The sequence below is a fragment of the Aerosakkonema sp. BLCC-F183 genome, assembly GCF_041929145.1.
GTDB lineage: Bacteria > Cyanobacteriota > Cyanobacteriia > Cyanobacteriales > Aerosakkonemataceae > Aerosakkonema.
In genome coordinates, this window is sequence record NZ_JBHFNU010000021.1 from 20,597 (window position 1) to 43,029 (window position 22,433).

Sequence of the window (22,433 nt, forward strand, 5' to 3'; positions counted from 1 at the left end):
AGTATAAAAACATACATATTATTTGCAATAGTTTGGTTCCAACGGGTATATCCCGCGTTATCCTTCCAGCTTACTTCAAAATTCGCAACTTTTTCAGAGTTATGATTAACTTAATCCTCAGAACGAACATTTTTGCACTACACAGCACGATCGGTATGTCAGTATTAAGGTATAACAGGAAGATTAATACCTCTGTTTGTTTAACAATATTTAGTTTTTTCATCAACCCATAGATAGGTTTGGTAAATTTTTGCTCATCTTTGGTGGGATTTAATTGCGATCCAGAGATGCACATTAGATAATGATTTCCAATGCGTAATTACTCCTATCAACCAAAAGCTTACAACCAGAGACTGACAAGGCATTTAGCGATATCTTTCGGTGGAGCGGTGTTGGGGAGCGCCTGTAGTTGTTATGTTTATTGTTGGTGAAAAAAACCGCAGCCGAGCGGGTTATGCTACTCAAAATCTGAAAGTTATTAGCTGGAAAGATTCAGTGGTTAACAATTAGGAAGACAGTTTAGATATTCCCTTGCTGAACGGACAAAAAAATTTACGGAGGAAAGAATAGAGATGAATCAGAACGAACAGACATTTTCTCAGGATGACGAGAATGTCCAATATAATATGAGTCAATCTGATGCTTCTTCAACAGAAGAAAAGATTGTCAAGAGTGAGAACGATCGCGAAAACACTCAAGAAACGAGCGATCGATCTGCCAGTCATCCAGTTGCTACGCGCATTGGCGCTGCTGCTGGTGGAGTAGCTGGAGCCGCAATTGGTAGTTTAATTGGCGGTCGTCCTGGTGCAATGATTGGTGCTTTAGCGGGCGCAGTAGCTGGCGGTCTCACCGGTAACGATGCAGGTGAAAGTGTCAGTCAAACAGTAGAAGGTGTAGTAGATGCCGTCAAAGGTGTAGCCGAAGGAGTTAACCGCACTGTAGAAGATGTGGGCGATGCAGCAAAAGGTACGCTTGAAGAAGTCAAGCCTTCTGTAGTAGGAATAGCCGAGTCCGTCAAGAATACAGTTGAAGAAGCCAAACCTTCTGTAATAGGTTTAGCCGAGTCGGTAAGGAGTACAGTTGAAGAAGCCAAACCTTCTGTAGTAGGTATGGCCGAGTCGGTAAGAAGTACAGTTGAAGAAGCCAAACCTTCTGTAGTAAATGCCGCCCAAACTCTTAACGAAGCAGTTGAGGATGTTAAGCCTTCTGTAAAAGATGTAGCGCAGTCCGTAAAGAGTGCTGTTCAAGAAGTTAAACCTTCTGTAGTAGAAGCAGTTAAGGGTAGCGCTGAGGGAATTAAAACTTCTGTTCAAGGTGTAGGAAACGCCGTCAGAGATACTGCTGAAGAAGTCAAACCTTCTGTAGTAAACGCGGTTAGAGGTAGCGCTGAGAAAATCGAATCTTCTGTTCGAGATGTCGGCAATGCTGTCAGCGATACTGCTCAGGAAGTCAAACCTTCTGTAGTAAGCGCCGTTAAAGGTAGCGCTGATAAAATCGAATCTTCTGTTCGAGATGTCGGCAATGCTGTCAGCGATACTGCTCAGGAAGCCAAACCTTCTGTAGTAAATGCCGTTAAAGGTAGCGCTGAGAAAATCGAATCTTCTGTTCGAGATGTCGGCAATGCTGTCAAGGATAAAGCTGAGTCAGCCAAATCCTCTATAGAGGAGTCAGGAAAAGGTGCAGTTGAGGATGTCTCCTATGTGACTATTCTTGACAACCGCACTACCCCTGTAGAAACTGGAATACCAGCCATTACCCCTGTAGATACGGTAATGCCAGCAACTCCTGCTAGTGCAAGCTTTTATCCAGGAGATGTCGCTCCAATGGAAGCATATGCAGATACTGGTTACATTCAATCACCAATGTCTACCACCGCAGATTTTAACGCTCCCAAAGCAGCGGACGACGACTTTGTTGAATCCGAAGAGGAGATGCGTCGGCGACAGTCAAACATTGATGCTGAAAACAGGAGAATTATCGATCGCAGCACACCGCTGTAAGAAATTTGCTTAAGCTTTTTGTTTGCTTAAAGCTAGTAGTTAATTAGACATCTCCAAAAATTCTTGTGGGGTAGGCATCCTGCCTGCCATTTGAGATTCTTTTGGAGAAGATGTCTATTAGCTTTGATAGAGGGTGGGTCAATAAGATACCCACCCTTTATCGTAAAATATGGCTAAAGTTGGTTGCGATCGCAGCGACTAAAAGCTTTCTTTATTGCTTATTAAACTCCATTTTGAATTACGCCAAGGGTACTCGTCAGGATATTTATTTTTGATGATTTTATTCCCCTCTATAAAAAACTCCGGTTTAACTGATATTTCCGTCGAGCCAACTCGGTAATTAACAGTGTAAAAACCTGTAGTTTCAAAATTAGGGTATAATTTTATAAGATTGGCGCACATAGCTCTATCTACATCTTGAACTCCAGGTTCTTTAGCTTTTCTATACCAAAGAGGGGAAATTGTAACTGCTACTTGTTTTTTGAGAAAATAGCAGTTAACATCAACTAAATGATCTTTTTCGTTCAAAAATGATGGCCATTTACCAAGGCTTTCGCAATCATCTTAAGTGATGAAGTTGCCTTGGCGATCGAGAATCTTTCTTAATGAGTAAGCCCAATCTAATTGCCATTTACTTACCAATTCGACTAATGAGGATATGTGATTCTCATCCACCCAGTTGTCCTCATCTAAAAACACCAGATAATCGCCATTCGCTAAATAACAGTTCGCCCCATAGATTCGGTGTCCGTTAAATCTATCTTTTCCCGTAGCATAAGGCCAAGTTACCACATAAGTTTGTTTCTTAAGTTCGATTTTATTTATTATCTTGAAAGCTTCATCCTCTCTTTCCTTGCCATCGATGACGATTATATGTTCGATATTTTTATAGTCCTGATTTTGTATACTTTCAACGTTTTGCTTTAATAAAGGATCGCCAGTTGTGGGCGTAATAACGGAAACTAACATTTATTGGCTCTCCACCTTAGTTAAAAAAATCGATTATTAAATTAATACAGAAATATGAATACTTGTGCTAATTGCTCAACATTTATTTTTTATCAACCCTATGAGAGTCGTTATTGAGGTTTTGGAGGGTCAGAGGTCTTCGCTTGCTCAGGATTCTGCCAAGCTCCAGGTGGTATCCAGACTTTATCAAATGTTTCTCCTTTCGCTACAGATGCTGATTTTGGCTCATACAACTGATGCAAGATAGGGACGCATAACGTTGGAAACTCGGCAAATTTTGGCATAGTGCCAAATTTCATCTGCTGTGCTGCGGCGTTTTTTCCAACAGTCACGTAGAGCTTCGATCGCAACGTCCAGTCCGATTTTGTTGCGATATTTGAAGCAGTCTGCCACTGTTTTTGCGGGGCTGTAGACTCGTACTGGCACTCCTTCAATTTGATGTTCTTCAACGCCAGCACTCAGAGATGGGCCAGACATATACACAATACGCAGGGGGAGAATATCCTCCTTTGGAGTACGTGCTTTATTGTCAATAGCCAGCCAAACCTCAAAAGGCGCTTGGGTTGTGAGTTCGTGGAAACGGAGTGCGGAGAGCAGACAGACAGTAGCATGAGGCACGCGCTTGCTGGCTTCAGCGAGACTGTGGTTCTCTGTCAGCTCGGCATCAGTCAGAGTATAGATACCACGGCCCGATCGCATTAGCAGCCCTTGCTGTTCCAGACGGCGCAGGTACTCTCGCTCAATTCCCTCCTCTTGGAAGTCCCTCGATCGGATAACGCCTTGATTTTTCACTCGTTCCAGCACTTGTGCAGCTTTGGAATTAGCCATATAACTCTCCACGTTGTTACAAAGCGTCGGTATTTATAAATATATACCTACATTTTGTCACAAGTTCCTGATTTTGGCTGCGTATTATATCAAATTTTATTGCCATATGCAAATAGCTAACTTGGTTTGGGGCTTAATATGTTAATTAAATGCTGCAAGAGATCTCTATTTGCTTTCTTTGTTCAATGATGACAGCTTCATCCGCCGACTCTCGCGAGAAATAGGCACCAAAGCAGGCGCTTTACTTTCAGTATTACTATCTTTAAAACTTTCCACCACCTTAGATAATTCGGCAATTGTCGGTGTTTCAAAAACGCTACGCAAAGGCAACTCCACCTTGAAAGAGTCGCGCACTCTGGAAACAAGCTGAGTCGCGAGTAAAGAATGTCCTCCCAATTCAAAGAAATTATCGTGAATACTCACTCGCTTAACTCCCAGAACTTCCGCAAAAATTTTCACTAATATTTCCTCAACAGGAGTTCGAGGTGCAACATAACCTGCTGCCAATTCTGGTTTAATTGGATCGGGTGCGGGTAAAGCGCGGCGATCGACTTTTCCATTCGGCGTCAAAGGCAAAGATTCCAACACTACAAAAGCCGAAGGCATCATATATTCAGGTAGCTTTTCTGCCAGATACATCTGCAATTGCGGCACTAATTTACGTGCGGCTTTAGCTTGTAGGGGATTATTGGCGTATGTTTGCCACGGACGTAACTGAGTGGTGTGTGGAAAAATTAATTTTTTGCTGCTTGCATCTTGTCGTTGCAAGACTACGTTGTAGCGCCCTTCGCTATGAGAATCTGACCAGCTAATATCTATGTTGTACGGTACATCTAGAACATACCAATCTTCTGGATCGACTCCTATGCGATCGAGCTTTTGCAAAGCTTCTCGCATCTGGATTGCAGTTGCAAACTTTTCTGTATTGAATAGCCATTCTGCCGTTTTTACCGCTGCCATTACCCGCGCATTCGGCACATTGGCGATGCCTAAAATTTCCGGTTGATTCTCAATCAATATCTGCCGCACTGTTGAGATAGTTAAGTTATTTTTCTCCCAGTCCAAGCAGTCTGGAAAACCCCCCTCCATCCCCCCGCCACGGGGGGAAGCCTGTTTACCCCCCTCCATCCCCCCGCCACGGGGGGAAGTAAGAATGCTCTGGCTCCCTCCCCGTTGCGGGGAGGGTTGGGGTGGGGTTCTTTCACCATCTTTTTCAACACCAATATAAAGAATCGCATTATAACGAAACTGAGTTAATTCATTATGATGACAACCTCTTATCAACTGCAACTGCACGTCATTAATTTGCGGAAAGTGCTGTTTTAATGCACTGAAAAAAGCTGGGTCGATAACTAATTCAGTTTCTTGGAAAATTTGCATTTGTACCCGTTGCTGCAACTGTTCGCGGGTGAGAGATGGCTCGGCTTGATGCAGTTGCACCGAGGCATGGAAAGCTTGCAGCAACGGCAGGCTACGCACGTCTCCTATAAAGATAACACCACCGGGAGCAGTTGCCTTAATAGCGCCTTCGATCGCACGCAAAAGATAGTCTATGTTGGGAAAATATTGCACAACAGAGTTGAGAATTACCACATCGAAACTTTTAGCTTCTATTCCCTCAAAATCAATAGCCATTTTTTGAAGCAGCGTTACTTGAGGTAATTTTTGGTTTTGCAAATGCTGTCGGATGTAGTTAAGCGAAGCAGAAGAAAAGTCGGTTCCACAATATTTATGGCAGTGAGGCGCAATTCTGAATAGTAATAAACCCGTTCCACAGCCAATTTCTAACACGCGGCTGGGTTGCAATGCGAGGATTTGTGCGACTTGGTTATTCACCCAGTCTTGCATTTGCTCTGCTAGGATTGGCTGATTGCTGTAACTGCTATTCCAACCGACAATATTAAATGTAGGATCTGGATGGTTGACAGATTGATTGTAAGTTTCGTTGTAGAGCATTTGCCATTGGGAAATTTGCTCATTCTGCAATTGCTTTTCTTTAATTTGTGCTTGTTCGCTGCTGTATTCTGGATTCAGCGCAATATAAGCTACTAAACGATTTTCGCCTGCATATTCGCGGTTGGTTACTACTGTTTGTAGCACGGCTGGATGCAGACTGAGTACTGATTCTATTTCGCCTAATTCAATGCGGTAACCGCGAATTTTTATTTGCTCGTCGAGACGACCTAAAAATTCGATGTTACCGTCTGCTCTATACCGAACTAAATCGCCTGTTTGATAAAGGCGTACTTCTGGGAGAAATCCGGTTTTTTGGAAAAATCGCGTTTCTGTTAATTCCGAGCGGTTTAAATAACCTCGCGCCAGTCCATCACCAGCTATGTACAGTTCCCCAGGAATGCCAATAGGTACAGGTTGTAAATGTTTATCCAGCACATAAACTTGTGTGTTGGCAATAGGACGACCGATCGCAGGCGCTACATCGGCTTGCTTGCTGACAGGAACTATCCCGGAAGTTGTCACAACAGTATTTTCTGTTGGCCCATAATTATTAAATAGCTGAAAAGGATATTCAACTATAGGATAGTGATGTAGTTTGTCTCCGCCTGTGAGTAAGGTTCGCAAAGCTACTGCGTGCGGCCAATCTAATAATAAAACTTTTTCCGCTAAAGGTGTTGGTAAAAAGCTAATAGTGATTAATTTCGATACTAAATAATCTCGAATTTGTTCGGGCGATCGCTTAGTTTCTTCATTTGTGAAATAAATGCTAGCTCCTGCACTAAGATAGGGCCAAATTTCCCAAACACAAGCATCAAATGCTACGCCAGAAATCTGTGTAGCTCGATCGCTCGGTGATATTGCAAAGGTTTTTTGATGCCAATAGATGAGATTTAATAATCCCTTGTGTTCGATTTGAACTCCTTTAGGTTTTCCGGTAGAACCAGAAGTATAGATGACATAAGCGAGGTTGTTTGTTGTAAGGTTGCTGCTCGGATTATCTTCGCTTTTTTGAGCGATAGTTTGCCAATCTTTGTCCAAGCATATAATTTTTGAATTTTGCGATCGCACTCTGCTAAACCAGCGATCATGCGTCAATAAAACTGATACTTGAGCATCTTCTAGCATAAAGTTTAAGCGCTCGGACGGATAAGTTGGATCTAAAGGAAGATAAGCTCCGCCTGCTTTCAGGATGGCCAACATCCCAATTACCATATCAAAGGAACGTTCTACACAAATACCAACCAAAACTTCTGCGCCAACACCCATATTTTGTAGGTAATGTGCAAGTTGATTGCTGCGTATATTTAGCTCTTGATATGTGAGTTGCTTATCTTCAAATACTAACGCGATCGCATCTGGGTTTTGCTTGACTTGCTCCTCAAATAAGTGATGAACACATTGATTTTTGGGATACTCTACTTGAGTAGCATTCCATTCGACTAACAACTGGTGTAGCTCAGATTCAGTTAATAGCGGTAATTCTGCAATTGCTTGTTCGGGATTGCTAACAATACTTTCAAGCAGGTTTTGAAAATGTCCCCACATCCGATTAATTGTAGATTCATCGAATAAATCAGTGCTGTAAATGACAAAACCGCTGATTCCTTCGGCGCTATCTACCCATAGCTTATTGTTGGGAGATGGTTCCCATAAATGAAACTCCAAATCAAACCGCGTCGTTTCGGTATCAAATGGCAACGAACTTAGCATTAAATCTGGTAATTCTAGCGGCGACATCGGTGCATTTTGTAGCGCAAACACAACTTGAAATAAAGGATTTTGGTTCAAATTGCGCTCTGGATGCAGTTCTTCCACCAGCTTTTCAAAAGGTAAATCTTGATGAGCGTAAGCTCCCAAAGTAACCTCTTTGACTCGCATTAAAACTTCCCGAAAAGTTGGGTTTCCCGATAAATCGGTACGCAGCACCAAACTATTGACAAAAAAGCCAATTAATCCTTCGATTTCGCTGCGGTTGCGGTTGGCAATAGGCGAACCTACAGCAATATCTTCTTGTTGCGTATAGCGATAAAGTAAAATTTGAAACACTGCTAGCAGGGTCATGAACAGTGTCACCCCTTCCTGCTGCGAAAAAGCCTCTAGCGCTGCGCTCAAATTTTTAGGTAATTGTATAATTTTACGCGCACCTCGGTAAGTTTGAATAGCCGATCTAGGTCTATCTGTCGGCAAATTTAGTGTAGAAATGCCGTTTAATTGTTGCCGCCAATAACTAAGTTGCGTTTCTAACATTTTACCTTGCAACCATTCGCGCTGCCAAAAAGCAAAATCTGCATATTGAATTGGTATTTCTGGCAAAGGATAAGGTTGCTTGCTGGCAAAGGCTGTGTAGAGGATTGCCATTTCTCTAATTAATAAGCCGATCGACCAACCATCAGAGACAATATGGTGCATATTCAATAATAGAATATGTTCTGTTTCGCTCAGTCGCAGCAGCGTTATTCGCAGCAATAGATCGGCGGACAAATTGAAAGGTTGTTGAGATGCTTGTGCTGCCAGTCGTCGCGCTTCTTTTTCTCGTTCTCCTGGTGGTAAATCTTGCAAATCGATGATTGGTAGAGATACTTTTAAGGCTGGATTAATTACTTGAACTGGTTGCCCTTCAATTGTTACGAAAGTAGTACGCAAAGCTTCGTGACGTCGCACGATTTCGTTAAAAGTTTGTGACAGTGCCTCTAAGTTGAGCGACCCTGTGAGACGCACTGCTGCCGGAACGTTATAAAAGGGATTGTTAGGTACTAACCGATCTAAAAACCACAATCTTTGTTGCGCGAATGAGAGCGGAATATTTCGATCGCGAGAAATAGGTACGAGGGATATAGTATTGTTTTTACTTGTGGAATTAGCAGCTTTTAAAAATGAAATAATTTCGGCTTTGCGTTCTTGAATTTGTACACGCAGTTCAGGTGTGATAACTCCTTCAAGTGCATTGCAACGAATGCGATCGCTATCAACAAAAACCTGAATATCTAGACTGCGAAGCTGGGATAAAAATTCAACTATATTCAAAATTCTACCTCTTCTCGATCGTGTGCCGTAGAGTTACTGCTATCTAAATTTCTCGCTGCCCAAGACATTGTTTCAATGTACCTAGCTAAACTCGCCACAGTGGGTGTTTCAAACAATGTGCGTATAGGCAAATCTATTTGGAAAGCATCGCGTATTCGGGAAGTCAATTGAGTTGCGAGTAAAGAATGTCCGCCCAATTCAAAAAAATTATCGTGGACACCTAACTGCTGTCTTCCCAAAACTTTACCCCAAATTTTTACTAGCACCTCTTCGACAGAAGTGCGAGGTGCTATATAATCTTCTTCGATATTAAGACTGAGCGTATCTACCGTAGGTAAGGCAGTGCGATCGACTTTGCCATTAGGTGTCAGCGGTACGGATTCCAGCATCACAAAAACTGAAGGCACCATGTAGTCTGGTAACTTCTCTTTCGCGAACTCGCGCCAGTCATGCGATTTTGGATTTTGGATTTTGGATTTTGGATTAGTTGGTTGTTTTTCAGGAACTATGTAAGCTACCAAGTGCTTATCGCCCGGTATTTCTTCCCTGACAATTACAACAGCTTCTGCAACTTCTGAATGCTGACAAAGTACGGCTTCAATTTCTCCTAATTCGATACGAAAACCCCGAATTTTGACTTGATTATCGATACGACCTAAAAACTCAATATTGCCATCTGGTTTATAGCGGGCTAAGTCACCAGTTTTATAAAGACGCGATGGAAGAAGAACAGAAACCCGGTTTCTTGGAGAAACCGGGTTTCTTGGATTTGGAACTGAAATAAAGCGATCGACAGTTAATTCCGCACGATGTAAATATTCTCGCGCCAGTCCATCACCGCCGATGTACAATTCACCAACAACGCCAATAGGTACAGGCTGTAATTGTGCATCCAGCAGATAAATTTGCGTGTTGGCGATCGGGCGACCGATGGGAATAGATCTGGTCGATTCTGGTATTTCCTGCACGGGATAATAAGATGAAAACGTTGTATTTTCTGTAGGGCCGTAAACATGAATTAAGTGCTTTGGCGCTGCCTTTTTCAAAACTTTTTGCACCCATCTGAGATCGACATTCTCGCCGCCAAATAGCAGGTATCGCAACCCACCAAAAGCTTGGGGAGCAGATCTGGCAATTTGTTGGAATAAGGCTGTGGTCAAAAATAAAATACTGATGTTTTGTTGGCGAAGTTGCCATTCCAATTCATTTGGCGAAAGGATGATATCTTTGCTAATTACCACAAGTTGAGCCCCGTTAAGTAACGCTCCCCAAATCTCGAATGTCGCTGCATCGAAGGAAGTATTGGAGGCTTGGGCAATTTTATATTCGGGTACTATTTGCACATAGTTTGTGTTGCAGACAAGGCGATTTACAGCTTTGTGATTGACAGCAACTCCCTTGGGTTTTCCTGTGGAACCAGAAGTGTAAATTACATAAGCTAAATTGTCGCTTGTCACGCTGCTATTTGGGTTTTCTTTGCTTTCTTGAGAAATAGTTTGCCAGTCTTTATTTATATTAAGGACTGGCTTGGAAAAATTGTCAAAATACTTAACTAAATTTTCTTGTGTTAGCAATACTGAAACTTGGGCATCTTCTATCATCAAATTTAAGCGATCGCATGGATAACTTGGGTCTAAAGGCACATAAGCTCCCCCCGCTTTCAGGATAGCCAATAACCCGACGATCGTATCTACAGAACGCTCCATACAGATGCCTACTAAATCTTCCGAAGCTACACCTAATTTTTGGAGATAATGTGCTAGTTGGTTGCTGCGGATATTCAACTCTCCGTAAGTAAGTTGCTTGCCGTCAAAACTAACTGCGATCGCATCACGATATTGCTCCACTTTTTCTTCAAACAATTCATGTATACACTTATCTTGAGGATAATCTGCCTGCGTGTTATTCCATTCAACTAATATTTTATATAGTTCATTTTCGCTCAATAACGGTAAATTAACAATTCGTTGTTCTGGATTGGCAACGATACCTGACAGCAGCGTTTTAAAATGTCCCAACATTCTAACAATCGTAGCTCGATCGAATAAATCGGTGTTGTAAACCACTACGCCTCTAATCCCCTCCGAATACTCCCACTTTCCTCCCCATAAACTTCTGAAATCCTCCGAACACTTCCACAAATGCAACTCCAAATCAAAGCGAGTTGTTGTCAAGTCAATATTCATAAAGCTAGGCACTAACCCAGGCAGTTCTAGTGCGGACATGGGAGCATTCTCGAAACCAAACACCACTTGAAATAACGGATGTCGATTTAAATTTCGCTCTGGATGCAGTTCCTCAACTAGCTTTTCAAAAGGCAAATCTTGGTGGCTGTATGCGGACAGCGTTACTTGTTTCACTCTCGCTAGCAGTTCCCGAAAAGTTGGGTTTCCACTTAAGTTTGTACGCAATACCAAACTATTGACAAAAAAACCAATTAATCCTTCAATTTCGCTGCGGTTACGATTTGCGATCGGCGAACCGACTGCAATATCTTCCTGATGGGTGTAGCGGTAAAGCAATGTTTGCAATGCCGCCAGCAATGTCATAAATAAGGTAACGCCTTCTTGCTGAGAAAGTGTTTCTAGCGCATCGGCTAAATGTTTTGGTAACTCTAAAAATTCCCTTGCTCCTTGATAGCTTTGTTTAGCCGATATTGGTTTGTCGGTAGGTATATTTAGTATAGAAATGCTGTTTAATTGCTGTCGCCAATAAGCTAACTGAGTCGCCAACATTTCGCCTTGCAACCATTCGCGCTGCCAGTGAGCAAAGTCTGCATATTGTAAAGGTAATTCTGGCAGAGGAGAAAGTAAATTTTTTGCAAACGCTGTGTAGATAATACTCAGTTCCCGAATTAGCACCCCAATCGACCAATCATCGCAGATAATATGGTGCATATTCAGCAATAAAATATGTTCTGTATCGGCAAGCTCAAACAGCATCGATCGCAGCAATGGGCCAGTCGATAAATTGAAAGGTCGATCGCATTCTGCGCTGACGATGCGTTTTGCTTCCGTCTCCCGTTCTTCTGTAGGCAAATGCCGCAAGTCGAATACGGGTAGGGATATGTTAAAAGTAGGAGCAATTACCTGCACGAGTTGCCCCTCCATCATCCCAAATGCGGTACGCAAAGCTTCGTGTCGTCGTACAATTTCATTCAATGTCTGCTCTAAGGCGGTTAGGTTGAGCGAACCTGTCAGGCGAATTGCTGTCGGCACATTGTAAAAGCTTTTGCCGGGAACCAATTGGTCGATAAACCACAGTCGCTGCTGAGCAAAAGAGGCAGGAAAAATGAAAACATCTTCTTCTTGAGGAAGATTGACTTCTCCTAAATTATCTGTATTTATATTTTCCGAAAAATTTGGCATAATCTTTTTTTTGTTTCTCCCTCGTAAAGGATAACTAATAATGGCTATTTCTGCTTGTCTCTGGGATACTCCACCAGCAGACTTTACATTGTCGAGTAATGATATTCATATTTGGTGTGCCGATATTGACTTAACAGACGTGCGGGTGGTGCAGTTGGCACAAACTCTCTCTGAGGATGAGCTAAAGAGGGCCGATCGCTTTTATTTTGAGCAACATAAAAAACGTTTCATTGTTCGCCGTGGCCTTCTTAGAACGCTGTTGGGTCGCTACTTGAATATGTCGCCGAAGCAATTGCAGTTTGATTATGCTTCTCGCGGCAAACCTGCACTGGCAAAAAGTTGTAGTGGGGAGACAATTCGATTTAATTTATCTGACTCTGATGGGGTCGCTTTATATGCGGTTACTCGCGATCGCGAACTCGGTATCGATATCGAACAAATCCGTCCGATGGAAGATGCGGAACAAATTGCCAAACGCTTTTTTTCTGAGCAAGAATATGCTGTGTTGCGCGACCTCGATTCCAGTCAAAAACAAGCTGCGTTTTTTAATTGCTGGACTCGCAAAGAAGCATACGTTAAAGCAATTGGTGATGGCTTAGCTTTACCCCTAGATGAGTTTGATGTTTCCCTAGTGCCGGGAGAACCTGCTAGGCTACTCAGTATTAAAGGCGATCGGCAATTAGCTGCTGGTTGGTTCTTCCAGCATTTGAACCCTTTTCCTGGCTACGTGGGTGCGATCGCAGTACAAGGTTTCGGCTTTAACATTAGCTGCTGGGAATGGGTGGAGTAATGAAAATCTCACTGCTTAAGTAGGTTTTCCCCACTAACTTGAAGAATGGTATGTTAACACTGAGGCTGCCAAAAGTGGAAGAAGCACAATGGCGTGTCGTCAAGCTCGACTTGAGCCGCGATCGAGCAGTATCTTCCGATGCCGCTAAAACTATACAACCAAATAGCGAACAAGTCAACGGTTTGAATTTTACCCAAGTAACCGAACCAGCGATGACCTCCTAATTCATTCTTGAGGTCAGAACGGCTCTTCCTCACAAATACAGTAGAGACGTAATTTAATGCGTTTCTACCTATACCATAATCAAAGTGCGATCGCCACCATAAAAGCGATCGCATTTTTTTATAGGTCTGGCGGTGCAGTTATATTTCTTTTTTATCAATGCCATAAGATAAATGAGATAATATATTACCGAAAAAAATTACCTACTTTTCCTACCTTTATACTCGTGTTTTTTGTTATAAAAAATACATAATTGCCCCAAATATTGCTTGCTTATGAAGAGGTTTATGCTAAAGTTACTCGTGTAAACAAACACCAAAAAGCCATGACAAAATCCAGCATAAAGCTACCCAGCAGCGAACTTACCGTCGAAGCAAAAGAGGAAACTAACCTTCCCAGCTTGACTAATAACTCCAGCAAAACAATTACATTGAAAATTGAAGCCGAGGGAACTTGGACTTATGGCGGCAAAGGTGGATTTGGCGAAGAAGTAAGTGGCGATGGCAATCCGAAGGATATGGGGCGAAACCCATATCTGCGATACCCAAATATCACCCCAGCAGCGCTAGTGGCAGAAATAGACGGCAAAGCTGTGGCGAGCGGTAAGGGGCAGACTTTCGATCTCCCACCGGGCAAGACCGTATTTTTCATCAATAATGACCAAAAAGGCGTTTATAACGACAACAAAGGCAGTCTCAAAATTAAGTGGTTTATTGCGGGTATTAAGACTGACGGCAATGGCGAAACTAAAGAAGGCTCTATTGTCTCTAAGCCGGACAATGAAAATTATGAACTACCCACAGGCGAACTTACTGTTTACGCAAATGAGGAACAAAACCTTCCCAGCTTAACTAACGAATCACATATAAAGATAACATTGCAAATTCAAGCTGAGGGCTCGTGGAATTATGGCGACTCATGGATATTTGCGAATCCAGTAGATGCTAATGGCAATCCGGAGAATTCGGGACGAGAACCCTATGTGCGTTTCTCCCACATCAAACCAGCTGCATTAGTCGCTCTCAAAAATGACCAAGCTGTTGCTAACGGCAAAAAACAAACAATTGAGCTTCAACCGGGCGAAACTGTATCCTTCATCAACAACGACCAACAAGGTGTATATTATGACAATAGTGGTACTCAAACCGTGAAATGGTCTATTTTGAGCGCTAATTAACTGTAAAGGTCGCGCAGAAAGGAAAGTACCTTTTACGGATCGTTTAGAATTGCTATAATTGCAATCTGCTACTATAAGGTGAGTAAACTTAAAGTTTACTCACCTTATAGGCATTATTACTGATAATATCGCTCTTCCTTTCTTCGTCTGAATGTGCCGATATCACATTAAAATTTATTCCACATTTTCCAGAGTTTTTACCCGAACTAGCTCGCAATACTCAAATCTGATTGTAAGGACAATTCATAAATTGCTCCTACAATTTAACCAAAAAAAATTGATAAAATTAAGACCTGTAAGTGAGTTTTGGGCAAAGCCGCTATGTTAAAGTACGACTTGTCGAGATATTTACCTTCTGCTGAAGAACTACCTGACTCTGATGAGACACCTGTGGATAACGAACTGCAAGAATTAATACCGGGGTTGCTAAAGGCAATTTTGCTCATCCTTTGGGCAGAACGCATGGATTGGTTTTTTGGCATCGATATGGGTATTTATTATCACCCTGACCAACCCCCGATCGTGCCAGATGCTTTCTTAAGTTTAGGTGTGGAACGATTTTATGATGAAGAATTGCGCCCCAGTTATGTATTGTGGGATGAAAATGTTGTACCAACTTTGGTGCTAGAAGTCGTTTCCCAAAACTATCGGAAGGAATACAGTGATAAATTAGCTCAATATCAAGAATTAGGCATACTTTATTACGTCATTTATTCCTCCCGTCGTCGCCGCAAACCACATTTGGAAGTCCATAAGTTAGTTAATGGCAAGTATGAGTTACAATCAGGAAATCCAGTTTGGATGCCGGAAATAGGTTTAGGAATTGGCTGCGAAAGGGGAAATTATTCTGGGGTGACGAGAGAATGGTTATATTGGTATGACGCAGAGGGAAAACGTTATTTGACGCCTGAAGAAAAGGTTAAATTTGAGGCTCAACGTGCCTCCCAGGAAGCTCAACGGGCCTCCCAGGAAGCTCAACGTGCCGCGCAGGAAGCTCAACGTGCCTCCCAGGAAGCTCAACGTGCCGCACAATTAGCTCAACGTGCCGATCGATTAGCTCAACAATTGCGAGAGTTGGGGATAGATCCAGATCTTTAGATCGATCGCACTCAATAGAAAGGCTGATGCTTAAGCGATCGCACTTTCACTACATCTAAAAAAAGCGATCGCTATTCTCTCTCACTCAAGTAGGTGCGTTGGCGAAGCCTGTTACGTTAGCCGCAGGCGTTTCCGTTGGCGTAGCCTGCGCGTAAGCGCATAGGGTAGCAACGTATCGCATAGCCTCTCCTAGAAATATCGCATTTCACTATCAAAATGTAATTGACAAACTCGCAGATCTACTTGCGTATTACTGGCACACAAAAAAATTCTCTATCTAAAGACAAAGCTTTGATTTCCAGCTTTAAAGGCTCAATTAACGCTAAAAGGTAAGTAAGAATTGCTACTTTAGTATCTTGGCGACGGATAGCTTTAATTGCCAGTGTAACCCGTTTACCTTTTTTAATCACATATAATGTAGCATAAGCATAGAATGAGCAAGTGCCATTTTTCGCTTTACTTCTATAAACGAATGGTAATTCGGCTGACGATGGTCTCCCATAATAGGGAATTAAGTTAAAGTCAATTGCCACCTTTTGTGAACTTTGGCGCAAACGCTCAGGTAACTGGCTTTGTAACGCTTGATTTAAAGCTGTTTCTAAGTCTGGTAGATTATCATATTTTTCTAAATGATAACGGATATTATTACTGCTGGGCGCATTTGTTAATACCCGCGCTGTATTTTCTATACTATCTTTTTGAGTTGCTGCTCTGATTAAAATTTCAAATATAGTTTTTTGATGGCAGCTTCCTTGCGTCGATATGGGAATATGTTCGCTTAAACAATTAATTAACTACGGTATCTAAAGTTTGCCTGTCTGTTAATGCGGGACGGCTAGAATTATTCTCCAAAGTAATTCTCCTTTAGTTTTACAGCTATTTTTCACGTATTTAATTTAACAGACATCAATAAAAAAGCCTTCATAGAACGATTCTGATGGCCATGAGAGGGGTGGCCTAACGCTGACATACCATTAAATTTAGTTATATAATCCCTAGACCCTATAGCTGGGTAAATTGTATTCAAAAATACAATTTACTTAGTCTTACCAACCATTGTCGGCCCATTGTGCTGTGGCGATCGCAAAACTTTTCGGTCTACTGATAGTTGTCTCCCCTTTAGCAATGTTTGGCAACCAGATTCGCCAAAGGTCATCGAATTATCTGTAATGACTTGCTTTTTTCCATAAGGTGCGGCATACTTTCCATAGAAAGTACACTATCTCTACCGATTTACCGTAGTTTATAGCGAGTTTAAATTCAGCAGATGTTAAAAGGCTCCAATGGACTTCCAATTACAACAAATTCCGCAGAGGCGCTTTCCGCGATCGAACGCTTTATCGATGCCTCACTTCGCTATGGGAAAGATGCCCAAGCGATCTTAGATGCAATTGCTGCCGATCCGACTTGCGCGATCGCTCAGGCTTACGCAGCCACTTATTACCTCACCCAGGAAAGCGCCTCAACTCGCTCTCAAGCTACACCCTATCTAGCTGAGGCGCAAAAGTACATGGCACGTACAACGGAACGCGAACAGCTTTACATCCGTGCCGTCTTAGCTTGGGCGCAAGGGGATATTCAGCAAGCACTCGATCGCCATGAAGAAATTGCCAAAAAATATCCACACGACCTACTCTCGGTTCAAATGGGTCAATATCACTATTTCTATATGGGAAACTCTATGCGTCTGCTGATGATTGCGGAAAAAGTTATCCCAGCTTTTCGAGATAATCATTACCTGTACGGTATGATAGCCTTTGGCTTAGAGCAATGCTACCGTCTTGAAGAAGCCGAAGCAGTAGGAAAGCGTGCAGTAGAAATCAACCGTCACGATCCTTGGGCGCAACATGCAGTGGCTCATGTGATGGAAACACAAGGACGGATCGATGAAGGCATCGCTTGGATGGAAAGCTTTAGCGACACTTGGGAAAGTTGCAATTCCATGTTATTGACTCATAATTGGTGGCATATCGCGCTTTATTATTTGGAAAAAGAAGATTTTCCCAAAGTTAAAGCACTTTACGATCGATACATCTGGGGTAGAGCCACTAAAGAATCTTCCAAAGACCAAGTAGGGGCTATCTCATTGCTCTTGCGCTTGGAACTACGAGGCGTAGATGTGGGTTCTCGCTGGCAAGAACTGGCAACTTATTTAAATTCTCGCATTGGCGAACATACTTTACCTTTTCAAGATTTGCATTACGTGTATGCGCTTGCTAAAGCAGAGCGAGGCGAACTGTTGCAACAAATGCTATTGAGTGTAGAAACCTACGTCAATAAAGCATTTCCTTTTGTACAAAAAGTTTGGCGGGAGGTAACGATCCCAGCTATGCAGGGAATGGTCGCTCACGCTCAAGGAAATTGGATTAAAGCTTACGCCCAAATTGGAGCAGTTTTACCACGTCTGCATGAAGTTGGCGGCAGCCATGCTCAACGGGATTTGTTTGAACAGATTTATCTTGATGCCTGGTTGCGTAACGAACACAACCATACGGCACTGCGTTTGCTCAATAAGCGCGTGACATCTCGCCGCTATATTCCCTTACGTTCCCATGAATTAACCTTAAGCTACAACAATTTAGGATCGGTACTCAAGGCAAGTTAAACATGAGGAACATTCTGGTCTTGAGCATAAGAACTCAAGACTCTCCAATTTCAAAATTCACTGCTACGGCGGCATCATACATCCTACCAATCGGAAAATAATCTTCTAAACATACAGCAGCATAGCCTTTGATTTGTGCTCGCTCCATTGCCGATTGTAATTCTAGATCTGGATTAAGGAGTGCAAATTTTAACTCATCGATAAATGTTGTTCCTAACCGCTTGGCTGCAACGACAGGTGGCATTGCACATGGGCCAAGCGATTCAATTATCCGCAAATGTTGTGACAATTGTGGGGAGTTGCGTAGTTCTTGTTCCAAAACAGTGCTATCAATGACTGAACATTCAGCCAACCCGTCAACGACCCATTTAATAGAACGTTGATGGAAACCTGATGGAATAACTTTGCCAAAAAAATTACTGGAGTATCTCCCCTGGATCAGACGATAACGCAGGAGATTATAACCACTGTTAGATCCTTTGTCGTTATAGCACAAGGTTTTTCCTGCTAGGTCGTCAAAGTTCTGGATATCGCTGGCAGCATTGACGATCGCATCAGCGAAGTAAACTGGACGCTCTTGATAGCGGCTTGCTTGCATCACTGGGGCAACTAACGCTTCTAGTTGAGTAGGGGCCTGACGGTGATATCGAATAAAAGGTAAACCACAAATAAAAACCATGTCTAATTCCTCATCCCACATAGCGCGATCGCACAGGGGATCGACAACGCTCTGGACAATCTGCGTTTCTAGAGCAAAGACACGCTCAAGATAAGCACCAACTGCTTCGTAAAACCAAAACATATTAGGCGATAGATAGGACAACAGCTTCAGGGATTGAGGTCGGCTCATAAAACTTCTTGTTTCTTAATGTACAGTTTATCTATTGGAATTTATTATTTTAAGCTAAAATTGTTTCAATATATCCTACTAATTCAAAAACCATCTTCTAATGGTAATAACGTCTTTTTATAGTATGAATCTGCCCTTTTTAACCAATCAATTAACTCGAATATTCCGCTAAACAAATCCTTACTATAGCGATCCTAAATGAAATTCAAACAGGGAGTATATTGAGCAAGCTTAGGAAAGTCAAATTTTTGGTGATAGACACAGAACTAAACTCAAAGCGAATTTCGCCTTAGCCGCCGCAGGTGTCCCAGGTTCGTTCAACTTATCCCGAATTTCCAATAACAACTTAATCAATTCATCGGGATACTTAGCACTCGGTTGGCTTTGAATTATTTCAACTTCTGGCACAATTTCTACAATGGCAAGACTCGCATCATCTTCTGGCACATCGCAATGGCGTGCTTCTTGCGTCAGCAGTTGCCAATATTCAGCTTCATACTTGCGAATTTCTGGTAAAATCTGTACTCGGATGTCCTGGTTGATTGCGGTATATACCTTGGGGTCAAAAGTCATCGGGAGAGCCTTTTCTGACCCCCCAAGTTGCTCGTACCACAACTCTAACGTTTTTTCTAAGTCAGCTAATCTACGGCTTGGCGGCATAGGTTGACCTATAGATATGATTTTTTCCTATATTGCCTCATTTAGGTAAGAAATAGCAAGTACTCTTTAAGGCTTTAGAAACCCGGTTTTTCTAAAAAACCGGGTTTCTGAATCTCGCTCAAAACCTAACCACTAAAAGTTTGATAAAATTAAAACAAATTAACCCAAAAGTAGCGTTTATGGCAACTCTACTCAGCGAAACCAAATCACCCCCAGGAATAGTCATTTCTTGGGAGGCTCTACCCGATGATTTCCAGTTAGAGGATGAACCAGTGGAAAATACAGGACAGCCACTTTTAGCAGGTGCTTTACGGGAAAGTTTAGAAATCGGTGGCTTCATTCAACCCCAAATGTTAATCGCCTCTAACTTTGCTCTGTGTGCGACAATAAACGGGCAATTTATCGCCAAAGCACCAGATTGGGTATATGTAGCATCAGTGAAAGAAGTTTTACCAGACCGCCAAAGCTATACACCCAATTTAGAAGGGGAAGTACCAGCGATCGGCATAGAATTTTTATCAGATAAAGATGGTGGCGAATATTCGGTTAAACGCACCTATCCACCAGGAAAATGGTTTTTTTACGAACAGATATTGCAAATTCCCATTTACGCGATATTTGACCCAGACGGCGGAATATTAGAATATTATCAATTGGAAAATGGGCGCTATGAATTAAAGCAACCAGATGAAAACGGTCGGCATTGGATTGAAACAATGGGATTATTTTTGGGAACTTGGCAAGGCACAAAAGAAGGCAGAACTGGGTATTGGTTAAGATGGTGGGACAAAGATGGTAATTTGTTACTTTGGGCGCTAGAAAAAATCGAACAGGAACGTCAGGAAAAAGAAAGGCTGATGGCTTATTTGAGATCTCAGGGTATCGATCCCAATAATTTGCCGAACCTTTAACGAAAATTGCTCTCCAAAAAAACCGGGTTTCTTCAAGAAACCCGGTTTCTGAAAGTTCTCGATCGGTTGACGCACCCTACTTAATCTAAAGCTGCAACTTGAATTATTAACATTTTTGAGATCGCCTGTTAAAAATCCACTCCGCGTTTGAGTTCGACTCCTCGATCGGCATAATGTTTGTGGCAGATCATTTCCGAGTGAACGCTGGCCAAATCGAAATAAGCTGGTGTATTTAAACACCTACCCGTGATAATGATTTCCGTATCGCGAGGTTTGCGTAGCAGCGCTTGCACGATCGGTTCTTGGGGTAGCAGCTCTAAATCAACAGTGGGGTTGAGTTCGTCGAGGATGATAGTTTTATACAGACCGGAAGCGATCGCAGCTCTGGCGATTTCCCAGCCTCGTTCTGCTTCTACGTAGTCTATCTCTCGCTGTTGTCCGCGCCAAACGATCGCATCTCCCCCGCAGCGTTGATGGTCTACTAGATTTGGGTAGCTTTGCTGCAAGGCGGCGATCGCCGCATCTTCTGTATAGCCTGCGCCACCTTTGAGCCATTGTAGAATCAGGACGCGGTGAGATTTGTCCTGACTGATACCTCTGCCGATCGCCTGTAAAGCTTTTCCCAAGGCGCTGGTAGATTTGCCTTTACCGGCACCAGTATAAATTTCTATACCTTCAATGCCTTGTTCTAAAGACATGGGATGGTAGTGAGGCTTCATTTCCGAATGCAAATCGGCGATATCCAGCAGCGCTTGCGGTGCGGCTCTACCTGTAGCAATTACTTCTAAGTGTTCCGGTTTGTGTTTGAGGGTGTGGATAACTTCATCGACGGACAGCAAACCTAAGTCCAAAACTGGGTTAAGTTCGTCTAAGACGATGACCGAATACAAGCCGGAAGCGATCGCTCCTTTGGCCACGTCCCAACCGCGTTGCGCTTCGATTCGATCGAACCGGGTTATTTCCTCTGGCCCGAAAAATTCCGCTCTCCCCGTCCTCACCTGATCGATTAAATGGGGAAATCCTTGCTGTAAAGCTGCGATCGCTCCATCTTCATCGTAAGTACGTCCCGGCCCTTTGAGAAAACGCAGCAGCAACACTCTATTGTAAACTTTTGCATTGATACCCAATCCAATCGATCGCAAAACCACTCCCAGCGCTGCTCTAGATTTTCCTTTACCCGCGCCATCGTATACGTGTATTTGTCCCAGGATGCGTTCCGGACGTATCTGAGCCGTGCGAATACCAATTCCCGTTCTAGTCATACTTCAGTAGTCGAGATTGTCAGAATTAACTAATATATAGCTAATCGTGTCACAATCATTAGTGTTTATTCAAGATTAGGCAATATAAAATGGTGACTCGGAGTTAGAAAATACTAATTTTTGGATTTAAGATGTAAATTTTGTCTAAAATCTACAATTTATCTCGTTCATATCTATGTTTATAGTTGTCTTGCCTCTGCGGGCGATTATGTTCCAAATTTTGTTTTTGTCGATCGCGATCGCTGTAGAATCATTCGTTTTGGAGAAAAGGCTCGGTTTATCCCGTAGAGTTAGCCTAGAGTATGCAACATCTATTAATTTATTTTCCACTATCTTCGGCTGGCTGACTTTCTTTTTTATGGAACCATTTTTACCTCAATTATTGCGAAAAGAGTTAATTAATTTTATTCTTTTTGATAATTTTGTATTTCCACAATCTTTACCCTCGACTAGCATTTATTTTAATATAATATTACTGGCTATTTTAGTATTTTTATTAAGTTTTTTTATTGAATTATTTAGTTTAAATTTATTAATCAAACTAAATAATATACTTAAAAGTAATGTCTCAAACAAGGCAGATTTTCAATCACAGATTACAAAGGTTAAAGTCATCGAACCTAATAGCCTCTTCTTAGCTAATGCTTACAGCCAAAGCCTTATACTTTTGCTTTGTTTTTTTATCCAAATACTATAATTATCGTTTTTGAGCA

General features: G+C 42.3%; 17 protein-coding genes. 8 read left to right on the top strand and 9 right to left on the bottom strand.

The genetic code is table 11. The features are described 5' to 3' along the window. The first annotated feature begins 572 nt into the window (after positions 1–572). Complete coding sequence (locus ACE1CD_RS05225) at positions 573–2,000, top strand: glycine zipper domain-containing protein (protein ID WP_374822110.1); 1,428 nt, start codon at positions 573–575, stop codon at positions 1,998–2,000. Between the two features lie 198 nt (positions 2,001–2,198). Here ACE1CD_RS05225 and ACE1CD_RS05230 read toward each other — a convergent pair whose 3' ends face one another. From ACE1CD_RS05230 to ACE1CD_RS05250, 5 genes are all read right to left on the bottom strand, one after another. Further along, positions 2,199–2,528, bottom strand: coding sequence for a hypothetical protein (locus ACE1CD_RS05230; protein ID WP_374798675.1), 330 nt, complete (start codon positions 2,526–2,528; stop codon positions 2,199–2,201). A gap of 36 nt (positions 2,529–2,564) precedes the next feature. Beyond that, complete coding sequence (locus tag ACE1CD_RS05235) at positions 2,565–2,969, bottom strand: glycosyltransferase (RefSeq protein WP_374798677.1); 405 nt, start codon at positions 2,967–2,969, stop codon at positions 2,565–2,567. A 225-nt stretch (positions 2,970–3,194) separates the two neighbouring features. Beyond that, the gene (locus ACE1CD_RS05240) at positions 3,195–3,797 is read right to left on the bottom strand and encodes a type IV toxin-antitoxin system AbiEi family antitoxin domain-containing protein (RefSeq protein WP_374798679.1); all 603 of its coding nucleotides are present in this window, start codon (positions 3,795–3,797) and stop codon (positions 3,195–3,197) included. 165 nt (positions 3,798–3,962) lie between these two features. After that, positions 3,963–8,777 carry an amino acid adenylation domain-containing protein gene (locus tag ACE1CD_RS05245; RefSeq protein WP_374822113.1) on the bottom strand — a complete coding sequence of 1,605 codons (4,815 nt, stop codon included), beginning with the start codon at positions 8,775–8,777 and terminating at the stop codon, positions 3,963–3,965. Beyond that, positions 8,774–12,145, bottom strand: coding sequence for an amino acid adenylation domain-containing protein (locus tag ACE1CD_RS05250; protein WP_374822116.1), 3,372 nt, complete (start codon positions 12,143–12,145; stop codon positions 8,774–8,776). The genes ACE1CD_RS05245 and ACE1CD_RS05250 overlap by 4 nt, the downstream gene beginning before the upstream one ends. 40 nt (positions 12,146–12,185) lie before the next feature. Between ACE1CD_RS05250 and ACE1CD_RS05255 the strand changes: the two genes are divergently transcribed. From ACE1CD_RS05255 to ACE1CD_RS05270, 4 genes are all read left to right on the top strand, one after another. After that, positions 12,186–12,935: a 4'-phosphopantetheinyl transferase family protein gene (locus ACE1CD_RS05255; RefSeq protein WP_374822119.1), complete on the top strand. Its 750-nt coding sequence runs from the start codon at positions 12,186–12,188 to the stop codon at positions 12,933–12,935. A gap of 50 nt (positions 12,936–12,985) precedes the next feature. Next, a complete protein-coding gene (locus ACE1CD_RS05260; protein ID WP_374798687.1) occupies positions 12,986–13,159 on the top strand; it encodes a hypothetical protein in 174 nt (57 codons plus the stop codon). A 323-nt stretch (positions 13,160–13,482) separates the two neighbouring features. Then, positions 13,483–14,334 (top strand): hypothetical protein, encoded by an 852-nt coding sequence (locus ACE1CD_RS05265; protein WP_374798689.1) that lies wholly within the window; start codon positions 13,483–13,485, stop codon positions 14,332–14,334. Positions 14,335–14,655: 321 nt separating this feature from the next. Continuing rightward, positions 14,656–15,432, top strand: a complete 777-nt coding sequence (locus ACE1CD_RS05270) for a Uma2 family endonuclease (RefSeq protein ID WP_374798691.1) — start codon at positions 14,656–14,658, stop codon at positions 15,430–15,432. Between the two features lie 239 nt (positions 15,433–15,671). Here the strand turns inward: ACE1CD_RS05270 and ACE1CD_RS05275 are convergent, their stop codons facing one another. Beyond that, complete coding sequence (locus ACE1CD_RS05275; RefSeq protein WP_374798693.1) at positions 15,672–15,965, bottom strand: hypothetical protein; 294 nt, start codon at positions 15,963–15,965, stop codon at positions 15,672–15,674. Between the two features lie 734 nt (positions 15,966–16,699). On the opposite strand from ACE1CD_RS05275, the gene ACE1CD_RS05280 reads away from it, so the two are divergent. Next, positions 16,700–18,037 carry a tetratricopeptide repeat protein gene (locus tag ACE1CD_RS05280; RefSeq protein ID WP_374798695.1) on the top strand — a complete coding sequence of 446 codons (1,338 nt, stop codon included), beginning with the start codon at positions 16,700–16,702 and terminating at the stop codon, positions 18,035–18,037. Between the two features lie 34 nt (positions 18,038–18,071). Here ACE1CD_RS05280 and ACE1CD_RS05285 read toward each other — a convergent pair whose 3' ends face one another. Together ACE1CD_RS05285 and ACE1CD_RS05290 are read right to left on the bottom strand one after the other, a co-directional pair. After that, entirely contained in the window at positions 18,072–18,887 is an 816-nt protein-coding gene (locus tag ACE1CD_RS05285; protein ID WP_374798697.1) for a phosphate/phosphite/phosphonate ABC transporter substrate-binding protein, read from the bottom strand. 240 nt (positions 18,888–19,127) lie between these two features. Further along, a complete protein-coding gene (locus ACE1CD_RS05290; RefSeq protein WP_374798699.1) occupies positions 19,128–19,547 on the bottom strand; it encodes a hypothetical protein in 420 nt (139 codons plus the stop codon). A 179-nt stretch (positions 19,548–19,726) separates the two neighbouring features. Here ACE1CD_RS05290 and ACE1CD_RS05295 point away from each other — a divergent pair, with 179 nt between their 5' ends. After that, positions 19,727–20,458 (top strand): Uma2 family endonuclease, encoded by a 732-nt coding sequence (locus tag ACE1CD_RS05295; RefSeq protein WP_374822122.1) that lies wholly within the window; start codon positions 19,727–19,729, stop codon positions 20,456–20,458. 128 nt (positions 20,459–20,586) lie between these two features. Here the strand turns inward: ACE1CD_RS05295 and ACE1CD_RS05300 are convergent, their stop codons facing one another. Then, positions 20,587–21,720 (bottom strand): cob(I)yrinic acid a,c-diamide adenosyltransferase, encoded by a 1,134-nt coding sequence (locus ACE1CD_RS05300; protein WP_374798703.1) that lies wholly within the window; start codon positions 21,718–21,720, stop codon positions 20,587–20,589. A 175-nt stretch (positions 21,721–21,895) separates the two neighbouring features. Between ACE1CD_RS05300 and fraC the strand changes: the two genes are divergently transcribed. Further along, a complete protein-coding gene (gene fraC / locus ACE1CD_RS05305; RefSeq protein ID WP_374822125.1) occupies positions 21,896–22,417 on the top strand; it encodes a filament integrity protein FraC in 522 nt (173 codons plus the stop codon). The last annotated feature ends 16 nt before the right edge of the window (positions 22,418–22,433 follow it).

What these genes read in the sequence shown, in the direction of transcription:
- ACE1CD_RS05225 (WP_374822110.1), top strand. Translation starts at nt 573, where the DNA reads ATGAATCAGAACGAACAGACATTTTCTCAGGATGACGAGAATGTCCAA.
- ACE1CD_RS05235 (WP_374798677.1), bottom strand. Translation starts at nt 2,969, where the DNA reads ATGTTAGTTTCCGTTATTACGCCCACAACTGGCGATCCTTTATTAAAG.
- ACE1CD_RS05240 (WP_374798679.1), bottom strand. Translation starts at nt 3,797, where the DNA reads ATGGCTAATTCCAAAGCTGCACAAGTGCTGGAACGAGTGAAAAATCAA.
- ACE1CD_RS05250 (WP_374822116.1), bottom strand. Translation starts at nt 12,145, where the DNA reads ATGCCAAATTTTTCGGAAAATATAAATACAGATAATTTAGGAGAAGTC.
- ACE1CD_RS05255 (WP_374822119.1), top strand. Translation starts at nt 12,186, where the DNA reads ATGGCTATTTCTGCTTGTCTCTGGGATACTCCACCAGCAGACTTTACA.
- ACE1CD_RS05260 (WP_374798687.1), top strand. Translation starts at nt 12,986, where the DNA reads ATGTTAACACTGAGGCTGCCAAAAGTGGAAGAAGCACAATGGCGTGTC.
- ACE1CD_RS05265 (WP_374798689.1), top strand. Translation starts at nt 13,483, where the DNA reads ATGACAAAATCCAGCATAAAGCTACCCAGCAGCGAACTTACCGTCGAA.
- ACE1CD_RS05270 (WP_374798691.1), top strand. Translation starts at nt 14,656, where the DNA reads ATGTTAAAGTACGACTTGTCGAGATATTTACCTTCTGCTGAAGAACTA.
- ACE1CD_RS05280 (WP_374798695.1), top strand. Translation starts at nt 16,700, where the DNA reads ATGTTAAAAGGCTCCAATGGACTTCCAATTACAACAAATTCCGCAGAG.
- ACE1CD_RS05285 (WP_374798697.1), bottom strand. Translation starts at nt 18,887, where the DNA reads ATGAGCCGACCTCAATCCCTGAAGCTGTTGTCCTATCTATCGCCTAAT.
- ACE1CD_RS05290 (WP_374798699.1), bottom strand. Translation starts at nt 19,547, where the DNA reads ATGCCGCCAAGCCGTAGATTAGCTGACTTAGAAAAAACGTTAGAGTTG.
- ACE1CD_RS05295 (WP_374822122.1), top strand. Translation starts at nt 19,727, where the DNA reads ATGGCAACTCTACTCAGCGAAACCAAATCACCCCCAGGAATAGTCATT.
- ACE1CD_RS05300 (WP_374798703.1), bottom strand. Translation starts at nt 21,720, where the DNA reads ATGACTAGAACGGGAATTGGTATTCGCACGGCTCAGATACGTCCGGAA.
- fraC (WP_374822125.1), top strand. Translation starts at nt 21,896, where the DNA reads ATGTTTATAGTTGTCTTGCCTCTGCGGGCGATTATGTTCCAAATTTTG.